At 67.1% G+C, this 14,345-nt stretch carries 15 protein-coding genes; 11 read left to right on the top strand and 4 right to left on the bottom strand.

Going from position 1 to position 14,345, the window contains the following annotated elements; genetic code table 11:
- Window positions 1-197: 197 nt before the first annotated feature.
- A complete protein-coding gene (locus tag A2G96_RS21915) occupies window positions 198-1,310 on the top strand; it encodes an IS481 family transposase (protein ID WP_062798133.1) in 1,113 nt (370 codons plus the stop codon).
- Window positions 1,311-1,496: 186 nt separating this feature from the next.
- Here A2G96_RS21915 and A2G96_RS21920 read toward each other — a convergent pair whose 3' ends face one another.
- The 4 genes from A2G96_RS21920 to flgA form a co-directional block, all read right to left on the bottom strand.
- Entirely contained in the window at window positions 1,497-2,489 is a 993-nt protein-coding gene (locus A2G96_RS21920) for an IS110 family RNA-guided transposase (protein ID WP_062797860.1), read from the bottom strand.
- 239 nt (window positions 2,490-2,728) lie between these two features.
- The gene (locus A2G96_RS21925) at window positions 2,729-3,190 is read right to left on the bottom strand and encodes a flagellar protein FlgN (RefSeq protein WP_062802348.1); all 462 of its coding nucleotides are present in this window, start codon (window positions 3,188-3,190) and stop codon (window positions 2,729-2,731) included.
- Window positions 3,191-3,196: 6 nt separating this feature from the next.
- Window positions 3,197-3,514 carry a flagellar biosynthesis anti-sigma factor FlgM gene (gene flgM, locus A2G96_RS21930; protein ID WP_062802349.1) on the bottom strand — a complete coding sequence of 106 codons (318 nt, stop codon included), beginning with the start codon at window positions 3,512-3,514 and terminating at the stop codon, window positions 3,197-3,199.
- Window positions 3,515-3,677: 163 nt separating this feature from the next.
- A complete protein-coding gene (flgA, locus tag A2G96_RS21935; RefSeq protein WP_062802350.1) occupies window positions 3,678-4,448 on the bottom strand; it encodes a flagellar basal body P-ring formation chaperone FlgA in 771 nt (256 codons plus the stop codon).
- Window positions 4,449-4,682: 234 nt separating this feature from the next.
- Here flgA and flgB point away from each other — a divergent pair, with 234 nt between their 5' ends.
- The 10 genes from flgB (at window position 4,683) to flgK (ending at window position 14,314) form a co-directional block, all read left to right on the top strand.
- A complete protein-coding gene (flgB, locus tag A2G96_RS21940) occupies window positions 4,683-5,090 on the top strand; it encodes a flagellar basal body rod protein FlgB (protein WP_012355129.1) in 408 nt (135 codons plus the stop codon).
- Between the two features lie 15 nt (window positions 5,091-5,105).
- Entirely contained in the window at window positions 5,106-5,513 is a 408-nt protein-coding gene (gene flgC / locus A2G96_RS21945) for a flagellar basal body rod protein FlgC (protein WP_018006607.1), read from the top strand.
- Between the two features lie 58 nt (window positions 5,514-5,571).
- Entirely contained in the window at window positions 5,572-6,237 is a 666-nt protein-coding gene (gene flgD / locus A2G96_RS21950; protein WP_062802351.1) for a flagellar hook assembly protein FlgD, read from the top strand.
- 77 nt (window positions 6,238-6,314) lie between these two features.
- On the top strand, window positions 6,315-7,541 hold the full coding sequence (flgE, locus tag A2G96_RS21955) for a flagellar hook protein FlgE (RefSeq protein ID WP_062802352.1): 1,227 nt from the start codon (window positions 6,315-6,317) through the stop codon (window positions 7,539-7,541).
- 26 nt (window positions 7,542-7,567) lie between these two features.
- A complete protein-coding gene (gene flgF, locus A2G96_RS21960; protein ID WP_018006604.1) occupies window positions 7,568-8,311 on the top strand; it encodes a flagellar basal-body rod protein FlgF in 744 nt (247 codons plus the stop codon).
- Window positions 8,312-8,372: 61 nt separating this feature from the next.
- Window positions 8,373-9,158, top strand: coding sequence for a flagellar basal-body rod protein FlgG (gene flgG / locus A2G96_RS21965; protein ID WP_062802353.1), 786 nt, complete (start codon window positions 8,373-8,375; stop codon window positions 9,156-9,158).
- Between the two features lie 71 nt (window positions 9,159-9,229).
- Window positions 9,230-9,868 (top strand): flagellar basal body L-ring protein FlgH, encoded by a 639-nt coding sequence (gene flgH / locus A2G96_RS21970; RefSeq protein ID WP_231909768.1) that lies wholly within the window; start codon window positions 9,230-9,232, stop codon window positions 9,866-9,868.
- Window positions 9,869-9,875: 7 nt separating this feature from the next.
- The gene (locus A2G96_RS21975; RefSeq protein WP_269465680.1) at window positions 9,876-11,021 is read left to right on the top strand and encodes a flagellar basal body P-ring protein FlgI; all 1,146 of its coding nucleotides are present in this window, start codon (window positions 9,876-9,878) and stop codon (window positions 11,019-11,021) included.
- A 2-nt stretch (window positions 11,022-11,023) separates the two neighbouring features.
- Window positions 11,024-12,082, top strand: a complete 1,059-nt coding sequence (flgJ, locus tag A2G96_RS21980; RefSeq protein WP_062802355.1) for a flagellar assembly peptidoglycan hydrolase FlgJ — start codon at window positions 11,024-11,026, stop codon at window positions 12,080-12,082.
- A gap of 312 nt (window positions 12,083-12,394) precedes the next feature.
- The gene (gene flgK, locus A2G96_RS21985) at window positions 12,395-14,314 is read left to right on the top strand and encodes a flagellar hook-associated protein FlgK (RefSeq protein ID WP_062802356.1); all 1,920 of its coding nucleotides are present in this window, start codon (window positions 12,395-12,397) and stop codon (window positions 14,312-14,314) included.
- Window positions 14,315-14,345: the final 31 nt, after the last annotated feature.

Raw genomic sequence — 14,345 nt, forward strand, 5'->3', positions numbered from 1 at the left:
AGCGCCGGCCCTCACCCCCGGCCCCTCTCCAGCAAGCGGGCGAGGGGAGAAAACCCGCAGCGTCATCATTGCCTCGGGCTTTCCAGTTCCCGCTTGTGTACTCCCTCTCCCGCTTGCTGTATAGACCGGGGACATAGGTAACAGGTGTGCCAGGACATGGGTAACACTTTTCCCGCTTAGTCAGCGGGAGGATAACGTTGCCCTGGAGCCAAACCACCGTGAAGCAGCAAAGAGAAGAGTTCGTCCGCCTGGCACGCCAGGCGGACGCCAACATTGCGGAGCTTTGCCGCCGCTTCTGCATCAGTCGCAAGACCGGTTACAAGTGGTTGAATCGAGAGGATCTGGACGACCGAACTCGGCGTCCACATAGCTCTCCCGGTCGAACTCCAGCTGCCGTCGAAGAGCGCGTGCTAGCGATTCGAGCCGAACATTCGGCCTGGGGCGCCCGCAAGATCGCACACGTGCTGGAGCGCGACCACCGCCTCCAGATCGCCCCGAGTACAGTCAATTGGGTGCTGCGCCGCCATGGCTTGATCGATCCGGCCGCCAGCGCGGCCGCGACAGCATGGCAGCGCTTCGAGCACGACCGGCCCAATGCACTATGGCAAATTGACTTCAAAGGTCACTTCGCGACCGACACGCAGAGGTGCCACCCGCTCACGGTCTTGGACGATCACTCCCGGTTCAATGTGCTGCTCAGGGCCTTGGGCAACGAACAGTTTGAATCCGTACAAGAAGCGTTAGCGAAGGCTTTTGCGCGCTATGGGCTGCCCGAGCGGATCAATGCAGACAACGGCCCGCCCTGGGGTTCTCCAGTGCCTCGTGCGTTAACCACGCTGGGCGCCTGGCTGATTCGCCTGGGCGTGCGGCTCAGTCATAGCCGACCTGGCCATCCTCAGACCAACGGCAAGGACGAGCGCTTCCATCGAACCATGCAGGCAGAGCTGCTGGCCAACCAGCGCTTCCGGGATCTGGATGATGCGCAGCATCACTTCAGCCATTGGCGCCACGTGTACAACTTCAAGCGCCCACACCACGCGCTGGATATGGAGACACCCGCAAGCCGCTATGCGCCTAGTCCACGGGCGATGCCGCGCGAACTCCCGCCTATCGAGTACGACAGCGATGACATCGTGCGAAAGGTAGGCGACGGTGGGCGCATCTGCTTCCGGGGAAAGACGTTCCGGGTCGGACGAGCCTTGATCGGAACGCCCGTAGCATTGCGCCCTCGCGTGGACCTGGACGGCACCTTTGACGTCTACTTCTGCCATCAAAAGGTGGCCACAATAGACCTACAGCAGGTCTATTAAACTGGAGACTGGACTGTTACCCATGTCCCGGCACATGTGTTACCCATGTCCCCGGTCCATACAGCTTGCGGGAGAGGGTTGGGGTGAGGGCGGGAGCATCAACGAAGTGAAGGCCGTCGCCATTGCCAGCGCCGGCCCTCTCCCCCGGCCCCTCTCCCGCAAGCGGGAGAGCAACTGTGTTTAAAGTCAAGGTTTGACGGACGGCATAGCATGCTTAGTCGGGTCCCACACTGCGCCGTCTCTGGCCATCGCATTCAGGATGGTAAGGAGCTTGCGCATGCAGGCAACGATGGCAACTTTCTTGGCCTTGCCGGCCGCCAGCAGGCGCTGGTAGAACGAAGCAATAGCCGGGTTATAGCGCTTGGCCGACAGCGTAGCCATGTACAGCACCGCGCGCACTTCGCCACGTCCGCCCCAGATGCGGCGTGGACCTTGCCGTTTGCCAGAGTCATTGGCCAGCGGAGCAACACCGACGAGCTTGCCGATGGCCCTTCGCCCCAGCTTGCCCAACTCCGGCAGTGCCGCCAACAACGTCATGGTGGTCACCGCGCCGACACCTTTGACCGCTTCAAGCAGCGCACGCTGGTCTTTGAAGTGCTTTTCGATGTGCCAGTCCACATCCTTGTCGATTTGGCCTATCTGTTTGTCCAGCGTGCGAATCACCGCCCGGATGCTGCGTGCTGCCTCTGGCGACGCCTTTTCCAAGCGATTGCCTTCGGCCACACGCATCTCCAGCAACTGCCTGCGGCGCGTCATCAGCGATGTCAGTTGCTCGCGATGCGCTTCCAACCGGGCTGTGACGTACTTTTGGCGGTCCTGATGGCGCGCCAGCACGTTGGCGAAGTCTCGCAAACACCGGGCGTCCACCTGGTCGGTCTTGGCCAACATGCCCATCGACTTGGCAAAGTCGCGGGCCTGGCGCGGATTCACGCGCGCAACTTCAAGACCGGCCTGCTGGAGCGTACAAACCAGCCCACGCTCATAACCACCGGTGGCCTCAATCACCACCAGATCAACTTCGGACGCTTTGAATTTCCCGGCCAGCTCGTTCCATCCCGAGGCGTCATTGCTCAAGCGCAGACACTGATCGTTCCAGGAAGCATCGAGATGCTCTTTGGATACGTCAATTCCAGCGTTGGGCCGTGGTCCTTGGTTCGATTCCCTGCCTTGCGGATGCATACTCGGTATTGGCAACTGTTCGGGTTACACGAATTGGATAGAACGGGCCGGTGCGTTGACCAAGTGCTCTCCCACGAGCTGCGAACTCTGAGGGGTTTCAGGTTTGGCGCACCAACCACGAAAAACAAGCAATCCTACATTGACGACTCTGCCGGTCGCTACTCTTCTTGAATGCCTTCAGAACAACGTTCCGAGAACATACAAGGGGAGAAAACATGAGGCGTGCACCGGCCCGAAGCCTAACCAGCCGCCAAACTAACCCCACCCACCCCCGCCGCCGCTTTCCCATCCTTCCCATACAACCCCGCATCCCCGCCACTATGCTGGCGCAGCGCCTGGATGGCCTCGCGGGTGAATTCGAGATGGGCGTCAACCACCGCCCCGTTGAGCGCATTGGCGTCGCGCGCGGTGCGGGCCGCGAAGATCAGCCCGCGCCAGGCATCGGCCACCGCCGGTTCGACCTGGCGACCCAGCAGTTGCCCTTGCGGGCCGGCGCGCAGCCCCAGCGCGCCCATCTGGGCTTCGCGGGCCTTGAGCTGCCGGGACAGGGCCTGGCCCAGTTCTACCTTGCGCGTCAGCAGTCCGCTCAGGGACTGGAAATCGCCCCGCTTGAGGGCGTCGCGCTCTTCGGCGAGGAGTTGGCCGAAGGCCTTGATGCCTTCGGTTTCGCGCTGCAGGGACTGGATCAGGCTCTGGCTCATGGTTGGCTATTTGGCGTCGGCCTGGCCGAGCTCGCGCAGGGTGGCGAGCAGGCCATCGGCAATCTTGCCCGGGTCGATGCGCATCCGGCCTTCGGCGATGGCCTGGCGGATTTCTTCGACCTTGGCGGTATCGATATCGTCGTCAGTCGGCTGGGCCAGGCGGGCGCTGATGTCGCGCACCTGGGCGGCCAGCGGGCTGACGCTCAGGCCGGCGGACGGCGCGGCATCCGTGGCGTCGGCGGCGGCCGGGGCGGCCAGGGGCCGGGCGGCGTCGCCTGCGGCGGCGTCGGCGGGCCGGGACGAGGTGGAGTGGTTAATCTTCACGGGGCGTTCCTTGCTGGTTTCCTATGGCATTACGGACGCGCCGGCGAATTCTTTAGGGCGCCTGGCCCGGATTCGCCGCGCGGCGGCTGCGGCGGCATTTTCGCACGCCGCCCGCCCCGGAAATCCAGTCATTCCAGCCACGGTTACAGCACTTGCCGCGATGTCATTGCAGCACCACGGTGTCGCCGCTGCGGACCAGGCCATTGACCACCTGGCCGCTGCGCAGGCGCACCTGCACGGTGTTGCCGGTGGCGGCGTCGGCCAGCACCTTGCCTTCGCTGGTGATCTGGAAGGCCTCGCCCTCGACCGCCACGGTGACGGTCTGGCCCTGGCGCACGGCGATGGCCTTGCGCAGCAGGTCGGTGCGCAGCGGCGAGCCGGCGGCGATGCGGTTGGCGGTGACGGCGCCGGCGAGCTGCGCCGGGTCGGTGATCACCGCGCGCGGCAGTGCGCCCAGGTCGCCCTGGCGGACCTCGACATCGGCCTGGCCGACCGGCTCGCCCGCGCCCAGCGCGCGCGCGGCGACGTAATAGTCGGTCAGCACCGACACGCGCGCCTGCATGTAGCGCACCCAGGGCCGCTCGCCGCCGCAGCGCACGCCCACCGAAACGCGCCCCCACGGCGAAGCGCCGGCGGGCAGGAACGGATCGGGCGCGATGCACTCGGGCGCGCGCCCGCCTGACGGCGGTGCCACCTGCACGCTGACCTTGCCCGGCAGGCCGGCGGTCTGCTGCTGCAGGAAACGCTCGACCGCGACCCGCGCGGGGTCTTCGGTGAAGGGGCTGGCGGCGGCGTGGGTGCCGCCACCGTGCGCGGCCGGCGCCTGCATGGCCACCGGCGTGACCTGCGCCAGCGCGGCGCCGGCGGCGCCAAGCAGGCAGGCGCCAAGCGTGGCTTGCGCCAGGCGGCGCGCGTTGCGGCAAAGGGGTTTCATCTGGACTTCCCGGCAAGGACGGCGCGCGGCCCCGTGACTGGCTGCGCGCGCCGTATACATCTGTCATCGGGGCCCATTGTAGGCAGCGCCTCGCGCGCGGGCGGGCCGAAATGCGCGGATTTCCCGTCCTTATTCATCCGATTGGCGTGACAGCTCCCCGCCTAAGATGCCAACCCTGAAGAAGCCACGTGCGCTCTGATTGCGGGAGCGCTGGCCCAGCAGGGGAGATGCCAGATGATTGACAGACTTGATGCGGCGCTACGTTTCCAGCAGGAAGCGCTGAGCCTGCGCAACCAGCGGCAGTCGGTGATTGCCTCGAACATCGCGCACGCAGACACGCCCGGCTACAAGGCGCGCGACTTTGATTTCTCCAGCACGCTGGCGCAGACCGTGGAGCGCGGCCACCGCAACGAGGGCATGTCGCTGTCGACCACCTCGGTGCGCCACCTGCCCGCGCAGGCGCCGGGCCGCGAGGAATTCGACCTGGCCTACCGCATCCCGCTGCAGTCCAGCGTGGATGGCAACACCGTGGAAATGGACACCGAACGCGTGGCCTTCGCCGACAACGCCGTGCACTTCGAGTCCGGCCTGACGGTGATGAATTCCAAGATCAAGACCATGCTGGCCGCGATCCAGCAGTAACCGGGGAGCGAACCCATGCCGGCAATGAACATCTTCGACGTCGCGGGCTCGGCCATGGCCGCGCAGTCGCAGCGCATGAACGTGACCGCGTCCAACCTGGCCAACGCCGACAGCGTGGTCAGCCCGGACGGGCAGGCCTACCGCGCCAAGCAGGTGGTGTTCGGCATGGCGCCCACGCCGGGCCAGACCGATATCGGCGGCGTGCAGGTGCAGGGCGTGAGCGAGGACCCGTCGCCCCCGCGCATGGTGCACAACCCCACGCATCCGATGGCCAATGCGCAGGGCTATGTGGTGATGCCCAACGTCAACCCGGTGGAGGAGATGGTCAACATGATCTCGGCCTCGCGCTCGTACCAGGCCAACGTGGAAGTGCTCAACACCGCCAAGAACATGATGCTCAAGACGCTGACGATCGGCCAGTAAGACGCCCCGGTCCATCACGGCATCGGCTCCATCCGCACCTCGCACACAAGTAACTGACATGACCACCACTCCACCGGTAGGCAGCAATACGCAAGGCATCAACGACGCACTGAAGAGCGGCAGCGCCAGCGCGTCGGAGCTGCAAAACAACTTCCTGACCATGCTCGTCACGCAGATGAACAACCAGGATCCGCTCAACCCGATGGACAACGCGCAGCTGACCTCGCAGCTGGCGCAGATCAGCACCGTCAGCGGCATGCAGACCATGAACGCGACGCTGTCGCAGCTGCTGGGGCAGGTCAGCGCCAGCCGCGCGATGGATTCGGCCGCGCTGATCGGCCGTACCGTGATGGTGCCGGGCAAGCAGGTATCGGTGGAAGGCGGCGTGCCGGGCAAGATCGGCGTGGACCTGCCGTCGACCGCGGACGCGGTCACCGTCGACGTGCTCGACAAGGACGGCAACGTGGTGCGCACCATCGACATGAAGGGCCAGACCGCGGGCGTGCACAACATCGCGTGGGACGGCAAGAACAACGCCGGCGTGGCGGTGGCCGACGGCGACTACACCTTCAAGGTGACCGCCACCGCCAACGGCACCTCGGTGCAGCCGGTGGCGCTGGTGTACGGCAAGGTCGAGAGCATCAGCGGCGACGCCAGCGGCGTGCTGGTGGACCTGGGCGACGGCCAGACCGCCAACGTCGACGACGTGCGCCGCATTCTGTAATACGCAGGTGCCGGCAGCGCGCGGGCGCCGGCCGGCTTCAATGACAGCCTAGTGGGCCAATCAAAAAGGAAGCAATCATGGGTTTCGGTCAAGGGGTAAGCGGCCTGAACGCCGCCGCGTCCAACCTGGACGTGATCGGCAACAACATCGCCAACGCCAACACGGTTGGCTACAAGCAATCGGCCGCGCAGTTCGCCGACGTCTACGCCGGCACCAAGATCGGCCTGGGCGTGCGCGTGAACTCGGTGGTGCAGTCGTTCAACCAGGGCAATATCGAGGCCTCGGGCCGGTCGCTGGACGTGGCCATCACCAACGGCAACGGCTTCTTCCGCATGACCAGCCCGGAAGGCGCGGTCTACTACTCGCGCAACGGGCAGTTCCAGCGCCAGGAAGACGGCCGCATCACCAATATGCAAGGGCTGCAGGTGACCGGCTATCCGGCCGGCGTGGCCGGCGGCGCGGGCGTGCAGCCGCAGCCGCTGGTGATCAGCAACGCGCAGATGGAGCCGCGCGCCACCAGCAGCATCACCGCCAAGTTCCAGCTCGATTCGCGCGCCACCGTGCCGACGCAGGCGTTTGCCAGCGCGCCCGGCGTGCCGCCGACCAGCAACATGTTCAACTACAGCACGGCGATCAACGTCTATGACTCGCTGGGCAACAAGCAGCAGCTGATGGCGTACTTCGCCAAGTCGGGCGCGGCGCCGACCGTGCCGGGCGGCACCGACTGGCAGATGTATGTGACCGACGTCAACGGCAACGCCGTCGGCGGCGCCCCGGTCACGCTGTCGTTCGACAACGCCGGCGCGCTGCAGGCACCCGGCGCGGGCGCGGTCACGCTGACCCAGCCGGCGGCCAACGGCGCCCAGGCCATGGCCATGCGCCTGGACCTGACCGGCACCACCCAGTTCGGCGCCGACAACGACGTCAAGCAGCTCAGCCAGGACGGCTACACCTCGGGCAGCCTGCTGGGCTTCTCGGTCAACGGCGACGGCACCATCACCGGCAGCTATTCCAACGAGCAGACCAAGCCGCTGGGCCAGATCGTGATGGCCGCGTTCGGCAACGTCGAAGGCCTGAAGCCGGAGGGCGACAACGTCTGGTCCGCCACCGGCGCCTCCGGCCAGCCGCTGCTCGGCGTGGCCGGCGGCAGCCTGGGCACGCTGCGCTCGAACGCGGTGGAAGCGTCGAACGTGGACCTGTCCGGCCAGCTGGTGAACCTGATCGTGGCCCAGCGCAACTACCAGGCCAACGCGCAGACCATCAAGGCGCAGGACACGGTCATGCAGACCCTGGTCAACCTGTGACCGCCACGCTGAACTGAGCCGCCGCCATGGACCGCATGATCTACACCGCCCTGTCGGGCGCCAAGCAGATACTCGACCAGCAAGCGGCGGTATCGAACAACCTCGCCAACGTCTCGACGCCGGCGTTCCGCGCGCAGGTGAACCTGTACCGCGCGGTGCCGGTGGTCGGGGCGGAAGCCGGCACGCGCGCCTTCACCCTGGCCTCCACGCCGGGTGCCGACATGCGCGCCGGCCCGCTCACCTACACCGGCCGCGCGCTCGACGTGGCGCTGCAGGGCAATGGCTGGCTGGTGGTGCAGGCACCCGACGGCAGCGAGGCCTACACCCGCGCCGGCGCGCTGCAGGTGGCGCAGGACGGCCAGGTGCAGACCATTTCCGGATTGCCGGTGATGGGCGACGGCGGTCCGCTGGCGGTACCGCCGGGCTCGCAGGTAACTATCGGCACCGACGGCACCATCACCGCGCGCGGTCCGGGCGAAGCCTCGGCCGGCCTGGCGCAGGTGGGCCGGCTGCGCGTGGTCAATCCGCCCAACGACGCCATCGCCCGCGGCGATGACGGCCTGTTCCGCCTGCGCCCCGGCGCGCAGCCGCTCGAGGCCGATCCCACCGTGCGCGTGATTTCGGGCGCGCTCGAAGGCAGCAACGTCAACCCGACCGAAGCCATGGTCGAGATGATCGCCAACGCGCGCCGCTTCGAGATGCAGATGAAGATGATCCAGGGCGCCGACGGCAACGAGCAGCGCGCCAACCAGCTGCTCTCGACCAACTGAACCGAATGACCGGTCGGCACGGCGCAACCGTGCCGGCCCCAAGCACCCACCAAGGACCCACATGATCCGCTCTCTCTGGATTGCCAAGACCGGCCTCGATGCGCAGCAGACGCAGATGGACGTGATCTCGAACAACCTGGCCAACGTCTCGACCAACGGCTTCAAGCGCGGCCGCGCGGTGTTCGAGGAACTGATGTACCAGACCATCCGCCAGCCCGGCGCGCTGTCGTCGGACCAGACCACGCTGCCGTCGGGCATGCAGCTGGGCACCGGCGTGCGCCCGGTAGCGACCGAGCGCATCCATACCCAGGGCAACCCGCAGCAGACCGGCAATGCCAAGGACGTGGCCATCCTGGGCCAGGGCTTCTTCCAGGTGGCGCTGCCCGACGGCACCACCGCCTATACCCGCGACGGCTCGTTCCAGGTGGACCAGAACGGCCAGCTGGTGACCTCCAGCGGCTTCGTGATCCAGCCCGCCATCACCATCCCGGCCAACACGCTGTCGCTGACCGTCGGCCGCGATGGCACGGTGTCGGTGACGCAGCCGGGCTCCAGCGCCAACGTGCAGGTGGGGCAGCTGCAGCTTGCCACCTTCATGAACCCGGCCGGCCTGGAAAGCATGGGCGAGAACCTGTACGTGCAGACCGACGCCTCGGGCGCGCCCAACACCACCGTGCCGGGCCTGAACGGCGCGGGCGTGGTGCAGCAAAACTATGTCGAGGCCTCCAACGTCAACGTGGTCGAGGAACTGGTCAGCATGATCCAGACGCAGCGCGCGTACGAGATCAACAGCAAGGCGGTGCAGGCCTCCGACCAGATGCTGCAGCGCCTGGCGCAACTGGGTTGATTGGTGTGAACACGGCCACCTTGCTTTCCCGCCTGGGCGCGCGTGCGCTGGTTTGCCTGGCCGGCGTGGCAATGCTGGCCACCAGCGGCTGCGCGCTGATGCCGCGCGAGCCGCTGGTGCAGATGCCGACCACGGCGCGCGCCGAGCCGCGCCCGATGGGCCCGGCGTCGGGCTCGATCTACCAGTCGTCGTACGCCGGCAATCCGCTGTTCGAGGACCGCCGCCCGCGCAACGTGGGCGACATCCTGACCATCCTGATCACCGAGAACGTCAACGCCAGCAAGAATTCCGGCACCAACACCAGCCGCACCGGCAACGCCGCGCTGGCGTTCGACGCGGTGCCGCGCGCGCTGGGCGGGCTGTTCGGCACCAGCCAGAACGCCAACATGAACGGCGCCAACACCATGAAGGCCAGCGGCGGCGCCAGCGCGGCCAACACCTTCAACGGCACCATCACCGTGACCGTGCTCGAGGTGCTGGCCAACGGCAACCTGGTGGTCTCCGGCGAAAAGCAGATGGCCATCAACCAGGGTGCCGAGTTCATCCGTTTCTCGGGCGTGGTCAACCCCCGCACCATCACCGGCGACAACGCCGTGCTGTCGACGCAGGTCGCCGATGCGCGCATCGAATACACCGCCAAGGGCGTGATCGACGAAGCGCAGAACATGGGCTGGCTGCAGCGCTTCTTCCTCAATGTTTCTCCGTTCTGACCGCGCCATGTCTGCCCAGATGCTCGCTCGTTTCCTGTCCCGCCTGCTGCGGCTGACCATGGTCAGCCTGGCGCTGGGCGTGGCCTTCGGCGCCTTTGCCACCAGCGCCAAGGCCGAGCGCCTGAAGAACCTGGCCACCTTCCAGGGCGTGCGCGAGAACCCGCTGGTCGGTTACGGCCTGGTGGTGGGGCTGGACAACACCGGCGACCAGACCATGCAGACGCCGTTCACCACGCAGAGCCTGACCAACATGCTGTCGCAGCTGGGGATCACGCTGCCGGCCGGCAAGAACATGCAGCTCAAGAACGTGGCGGCGGTGATGGTGACCGCGTCGCTGCCTGCGTTCGCGCAGCCCGGCAGCCAGCTCGACGTGGTGGTGTCGTCGATGGGCAATGCCAAGAGCCTGCGCGGCGGCACGCTGCTGATGACCCCGCTCAAGGGCGCCGACGGCCAGGTCTATGCGATCGCGCAGGGCAATATGCTGGTGGGCGGCGCGGGCGCGTCGGCCAACGGCAGCAAGGTGCAGATCAACCAGCTGGCGGTGGGGCGCATCGCCAACGGCGCCATCGTCGAGCGCGCAGTGGCGCCGTTCCAGCCCGATGGCGGCTTGCTCAACCTGGAACTGAAGGATACGGATTTTGGCACTGCCGAGCGCGTGGTCGAAGCCATCAACCGCAACATGGGCGGCGGCGTCGCCGCGGCGCTGGACGGGCGCGTGGTGCAGGTGCGCGCGCCGGCATCGCCGGCGGCGCGCGTGGGCTTCCTCGCCCGCATCGAGAATATCGACGTAACCCCGGCGAAGGCCGCGGCCAAGGTGATCCTGAACGCCCGCACCGGCTCCATCGTGATGAACCAGGCCGTGACCGTGGATGATTGCGCGGTCGCGCACGGCAACCTGTCGGTGGTGATCAACACGCAACCGGTGATCAGCCAGCCGGCGCCGTTCAGCGGCGGCCAGACCGTGGTGGCGCCGGTGTCGCAGATCGACATGAAGCAGCAGGGCGGTTCGCTGCAGATCGTCAAGGCGGGCGCCTCGCTGGCCGCGGTGGTCAAGGGGCTGAACGCGCTGGGCGCGACCCCGGCCGACCTGCAGACCATCCTGGAAGCGATGCGCGCGGCCGGTGCGCTGCGCGCCGAGCTGGAAGTGATCTGAGCATGAACAGCGGCATCAACGGTGGCGCAATGCCCGCGCCCGGCGCCGACCTGACCCAGCGCTTCGCACTGGACACGCAGGGCTTCGAAGCGCTCAAGCACAGCGCGCGCGGCGGCGCCGACGCCAATACGCTGCACGCCGTCGCCAAGCAGTTCGAGGCCGTGTTCACGCAGATGGTGCTCAAGAGCATGCGCGACGCCACGCCGCAGGACGGCCTGTTCGACAACGAGCAGAGCAAGCTGTATCTGTCGATGATGGACCAGCAGCTGGCGCAGCAGCTGTCGTCGCGCGGCATCGGCCTGGCCGACGTGATGGTGCGCCAACTCGCACGCGCCACCGGCACCGCGATGCCCGCGGGCATGAACGCGCTGACTCCGGCCGAGGCCGGCAAGGCCGCCGATGCCGAGATGGCCAGGCTGCTCGACAGCCGCGGTGCCGGCGCCATGCCAGCCGACGCGGGCGAGCAGGCCGACCTGCCCGCCATCGGCACCACCGTCGCCGGCCAGCAATGGAACCCCACTGCGGGCCTGCGCCAGTACCAGCCGCAGTCCTACGCGGACCGCGGCCAGGGCGAAGACCGGCTGGGCCGGTTGCCCGACGATGCGCCCGCGCACGTCAGCGCCTTCGTCGCCCGCATGGCGGGCCCGGCGGAAGCCGCGTCCCGCGCCAGCGGCGTGCCGTCACGGCTGATCGTCGGCCAGGCCGCATTGGAATCCGGCTGGGGCCAGCGCGAGATCACGCACGCCGATGGCTCCACCACCTTCAACGTCTTCGGCATCAAGGCCGGCCCCAACTGGAAGGGCCGCGTCGCGGAAATCACCACCACCGAATACATCGACGGCCAGCCGCAGAAGGTGCGGGCGAAGTTCCGCGCCTATGGGTCCTACGACGAGGCCTGCGCCGACTACGCGCGCCTGCTGACCAGCAATCCGCGCTATGCGGGCGTGGTCAGCGCGGCGAACGCCGAGGACGCGGCGCATGGTTTGCAGAGGGCAGGGTATGCCACGGATCCGGCGTACGGGCACAAGCTGGTGAAGATCATGAAGAAGGTGGCGGCGTAGGGCGCGGGCTACAGTTGCAATACAGCGGCAAACCGCAGCCGACACCGCACGAACCAGGCTCCCCTCGCCCGCTTGCGGGAGAGGGGTGGGGGAGAGGGCAAGAGCATCAACGAAGTGACGCCCCTCGCTATTGCCACCGCCGGCCCTCACCCCCGGCCCCTCTCCCGCAAGCGGGAGAGCGGAGAAAACCAGCGGGATCCGACGAAGATCACTGCCATAACTAAAGTCCTGCTTCCAGCCAGCCGATAACTCCCAAATACCACCCCGCCGCCCCTCACCGCGGCAGTCCCACCAATCCCGGACCAGAGCACCATGTCTCTCTTCAGCATTGGCCTCTCCGGCCTGAACACCGCGCAGAACGCGCTGACGACGACGGGCCACAACTTTGCCAATTCGGCAACCGAAGGCTATTCGCGCCAGAACACCATCGTCGCGTCCGCCGGCGGCCAGTACACCAGCCAGGGCTTCTACGGCTTCGGCTCGAACACCACCACGGTGATCCGCGTCTATGACGAGTTCCTGACCGGCCAGCTGCGCGGCGCCACCTCGGCCAGCGCGTCGCTGGAGATGTACTCGGACCAGATCAGCCAGATCGACAACCTGCTGGCCGACCAGAAGGGCGGCCTGGCGCCGCTGATGCAGAAGTTCTTCGCCGCGGTGCAGGCGGTGGCCGATACCCCGGCCGATCCGGCCGCGCGCCAGGGCATGCTGTCGGCAGGCCAGGCGCTGGTGGGCCAGGTGCGCTCGGCCAGCAACTACTTCAAGCAGCTGCAGTCCGGCGTCAACGAACAGGTCGGCACCGCGGTCACGCAGGTCAACGCCTACACCAAGCAGATCGCCAACCTTAACGAGGAAATCACGCGGCTGAAGGCGGCCTCCGGCGGCCAGCCGCCCAACGACCTGCTCGACCAGCGCGACCAAGCCGTGGCCGAGCTGACCAAGCTGGTCGGCGCCAAGGTGGTGGTGCAGGACAGCGGCACCTACAACGTCTTCGTCGGCAACGGCCAGCCGCTGGTGATGGGCAACGACGCCTATGAACTGAAGGCCGTGGCCTCGGCGGCCGACCCGAACCGCACCGTGGTGGCCTACACGCTGCCCACCGGCACCGTGATCGAGAGCGAGCCGGGCGCGCTCACCGGCGGCTCGCTGGGCGGCCTGCTGCAGTTCCGCACCGAAACGCTGGACCCGGCGCAAAGCGCGATCGGCCGCCTGTCGCTGGCGATCGGCGCGAGCTTCAATGCGCAGCACCAGCTCGGCATCGACCTGAACGGCGTCGCCGGCACCGACATGTTCAGGCTGGGCGGTGCGACCACCATCCCCAACGCCAACAACACCGTCAAGACCACCGTCGCCACCGCCACCATCGACAATGCGTCGGCGCTGACCACCAGCGACTACAAGCTCCACTTCGACGGCACCAACTACACGCTGACGCGCCTGTCCGACAACCAGCAGGTGGTCACGCCCGTTCCCGCCGGCGGCGCCACCTACCCGCTGCAGTTCAGCGCCGACGGCTTTACCGTCGAGATCAACGCGCCGATGGGCACCAACGATTCGTTCACGGTGCAGCCCACCCGCAATGCCGCCACGGGCTTCGACATGGCGATCAACGATCCCGCCAAGATTGCTGCGGCGTCGCCCGCCTACATCGAGGCGACCGCCGGCAACAAGGGCAGCGCCACCGCGTCGCTGAGCAAGGTCGCGCCCGGGTTCACCCCGCCGGCCGGCAAGATCACCGCCGAGTTCGACGGCACCAATTACATCTTCAAGGTCGGCGGCGTGGCCATGGCGCCGCAGCCGGTGGGCGTGCCCAACGGCAGCAATACCGACTTCACCCTCAACGGCCTGACCTTCAGCTTCGGCGGCACGCCCGCCGCCGGCGACAGCTTCACGCTGGGCAGCAACGCAGGCGCGGTCAAGGACAACGGCAACATGCTGGTGCTGGCCAAGCTGCAGAACGCCAAGACCATCGGCGGCGTATCCAGCTTCAGCGAAGCCTACGCGCAGCTGGTCAACGATGTCGGCACGCGCGCCAAGTCGGTCAAGATCGCGTCGGCGTCGCAGGACAGCATCACCACGCAGATCAAGACCGCGCAGCAATCGGTGTCCGGCGTCAACATGGACGAGGAGACCGTGTCGATGCTGCGCTTCCAGCAGCTGTACCAGGCCAATGCGCGCGTGATCCAGACCGCCGGCACGCTGTTCGACACCATCATCGGCATCGGCCGCTAAGCGCCCAGCCACCCGCGTCAGAAGAGGTAAC

The sequence above is a fragment of the Cupriavidus nantongensis genome, assembly GCF_001598055.1.
GTDB classification, from domain to species: Bacteria; Pseudomonadota; Gammaproteobacteria; order Burkholderiales; family Burkholderiaceae; genus Cupriavidus; species Cupriavidus nantongensis.

What these genes read in the sequence shown, in the direction of transcription:
- A2G96_RS21920 (WP_062797860.1), bottom strand. Translation starts at nt 2,489, where the DNA reads ATGCATCCGCAAGGCAGGGAATCGAACCAAGGACCACGGCCCAACGCT.
- A2G96_RS21925 (WP_062802348.1), bottom strand. Translation starts at nt 3,190, where the DNA reads ATGAGCCAGAGCCTGATCCAGTCCCTGCAGCGCGAAACCGAAGGCATC.
- flgA (WP_062802350.1), bottom strand. Translation starts at nt 4,448, where the DNA reads ATGAAACCCCTTTGCCGCAACGCGCGCCGCCTGGCGCAAGCCACGCTT.
- flgB (WP_012355129.1), top strand. Translation starts at nt 4,683, where the DNA reads ATGATTGACAGACTTGATGCGGCGCTACGTTTCCAGCAGGAAGCGCTG.
- flgC (WP_018006607.1), top strand. Translation starts at nt 5,106, where the DNA reads ATGCCGGCAATGAACATCTTCGACGTCGCGGGCTCGGCCATGGCCGCG.
- flgD (WP_062802351.1), top strand. Translation starts at nt 5,572, where the DNA reads ATGACCACCACTCCACCGGTAGGCAGCAATACGCAAGGCATCAACGAC.
- flgE (WP_062802352.1), top strand. Translation starts at nt 6,315, where the DNA reads ATGGGTTTCGGTCAAGGGGTAAGCGGCCTGAACGCCGCCGCGTCCAAC.
- flgF (WP_018006604.1), top strand. Translation starts at nt 7,568, where the DNA reads ATGGACCGCATGATCTACACCGCCCTGTCGGGCGCCAAGCAGATACTC.
- flgG (WP_062802353.1), top strand. Translation starts at nt 8,373, where the DNA reads ATGATCCGCTCTCTCTGGATTGCCAAGACCGGCCTCGATGCGCAGCAG.
- flgH (WP_231909768.1), top strand. Translation starts at nt 9,230, where the DNA reads ATGCTGGCCACCAGCGGCTGCGCGCTGATGCCGCGCGAGCCGCTGGTG.
- A2G96_RS21975 (WP_269465680.1), top strand. Translation starts at nt 9,876, where the DNA reads ATGTCTGCCCAGATGCTCGCTCGTTTCCTGTCCCGCCTGCTGCGGCTG.
- flgJ (WP_062802355.1), top strand. Translation starts at nt 11,024, where the DNA reads ATGAACAGCGGCATCAACGGTGGCGCAATGCCCGCGCCCGGCGCCGAC.
- flgK (WP_062802356.1), top strand. Translation starts at nt 12,395, where the DNA reads ATGTCTCTCTTCAGCATTGGCCTCTCCGGCCTGAACACCGCGCAGAAC.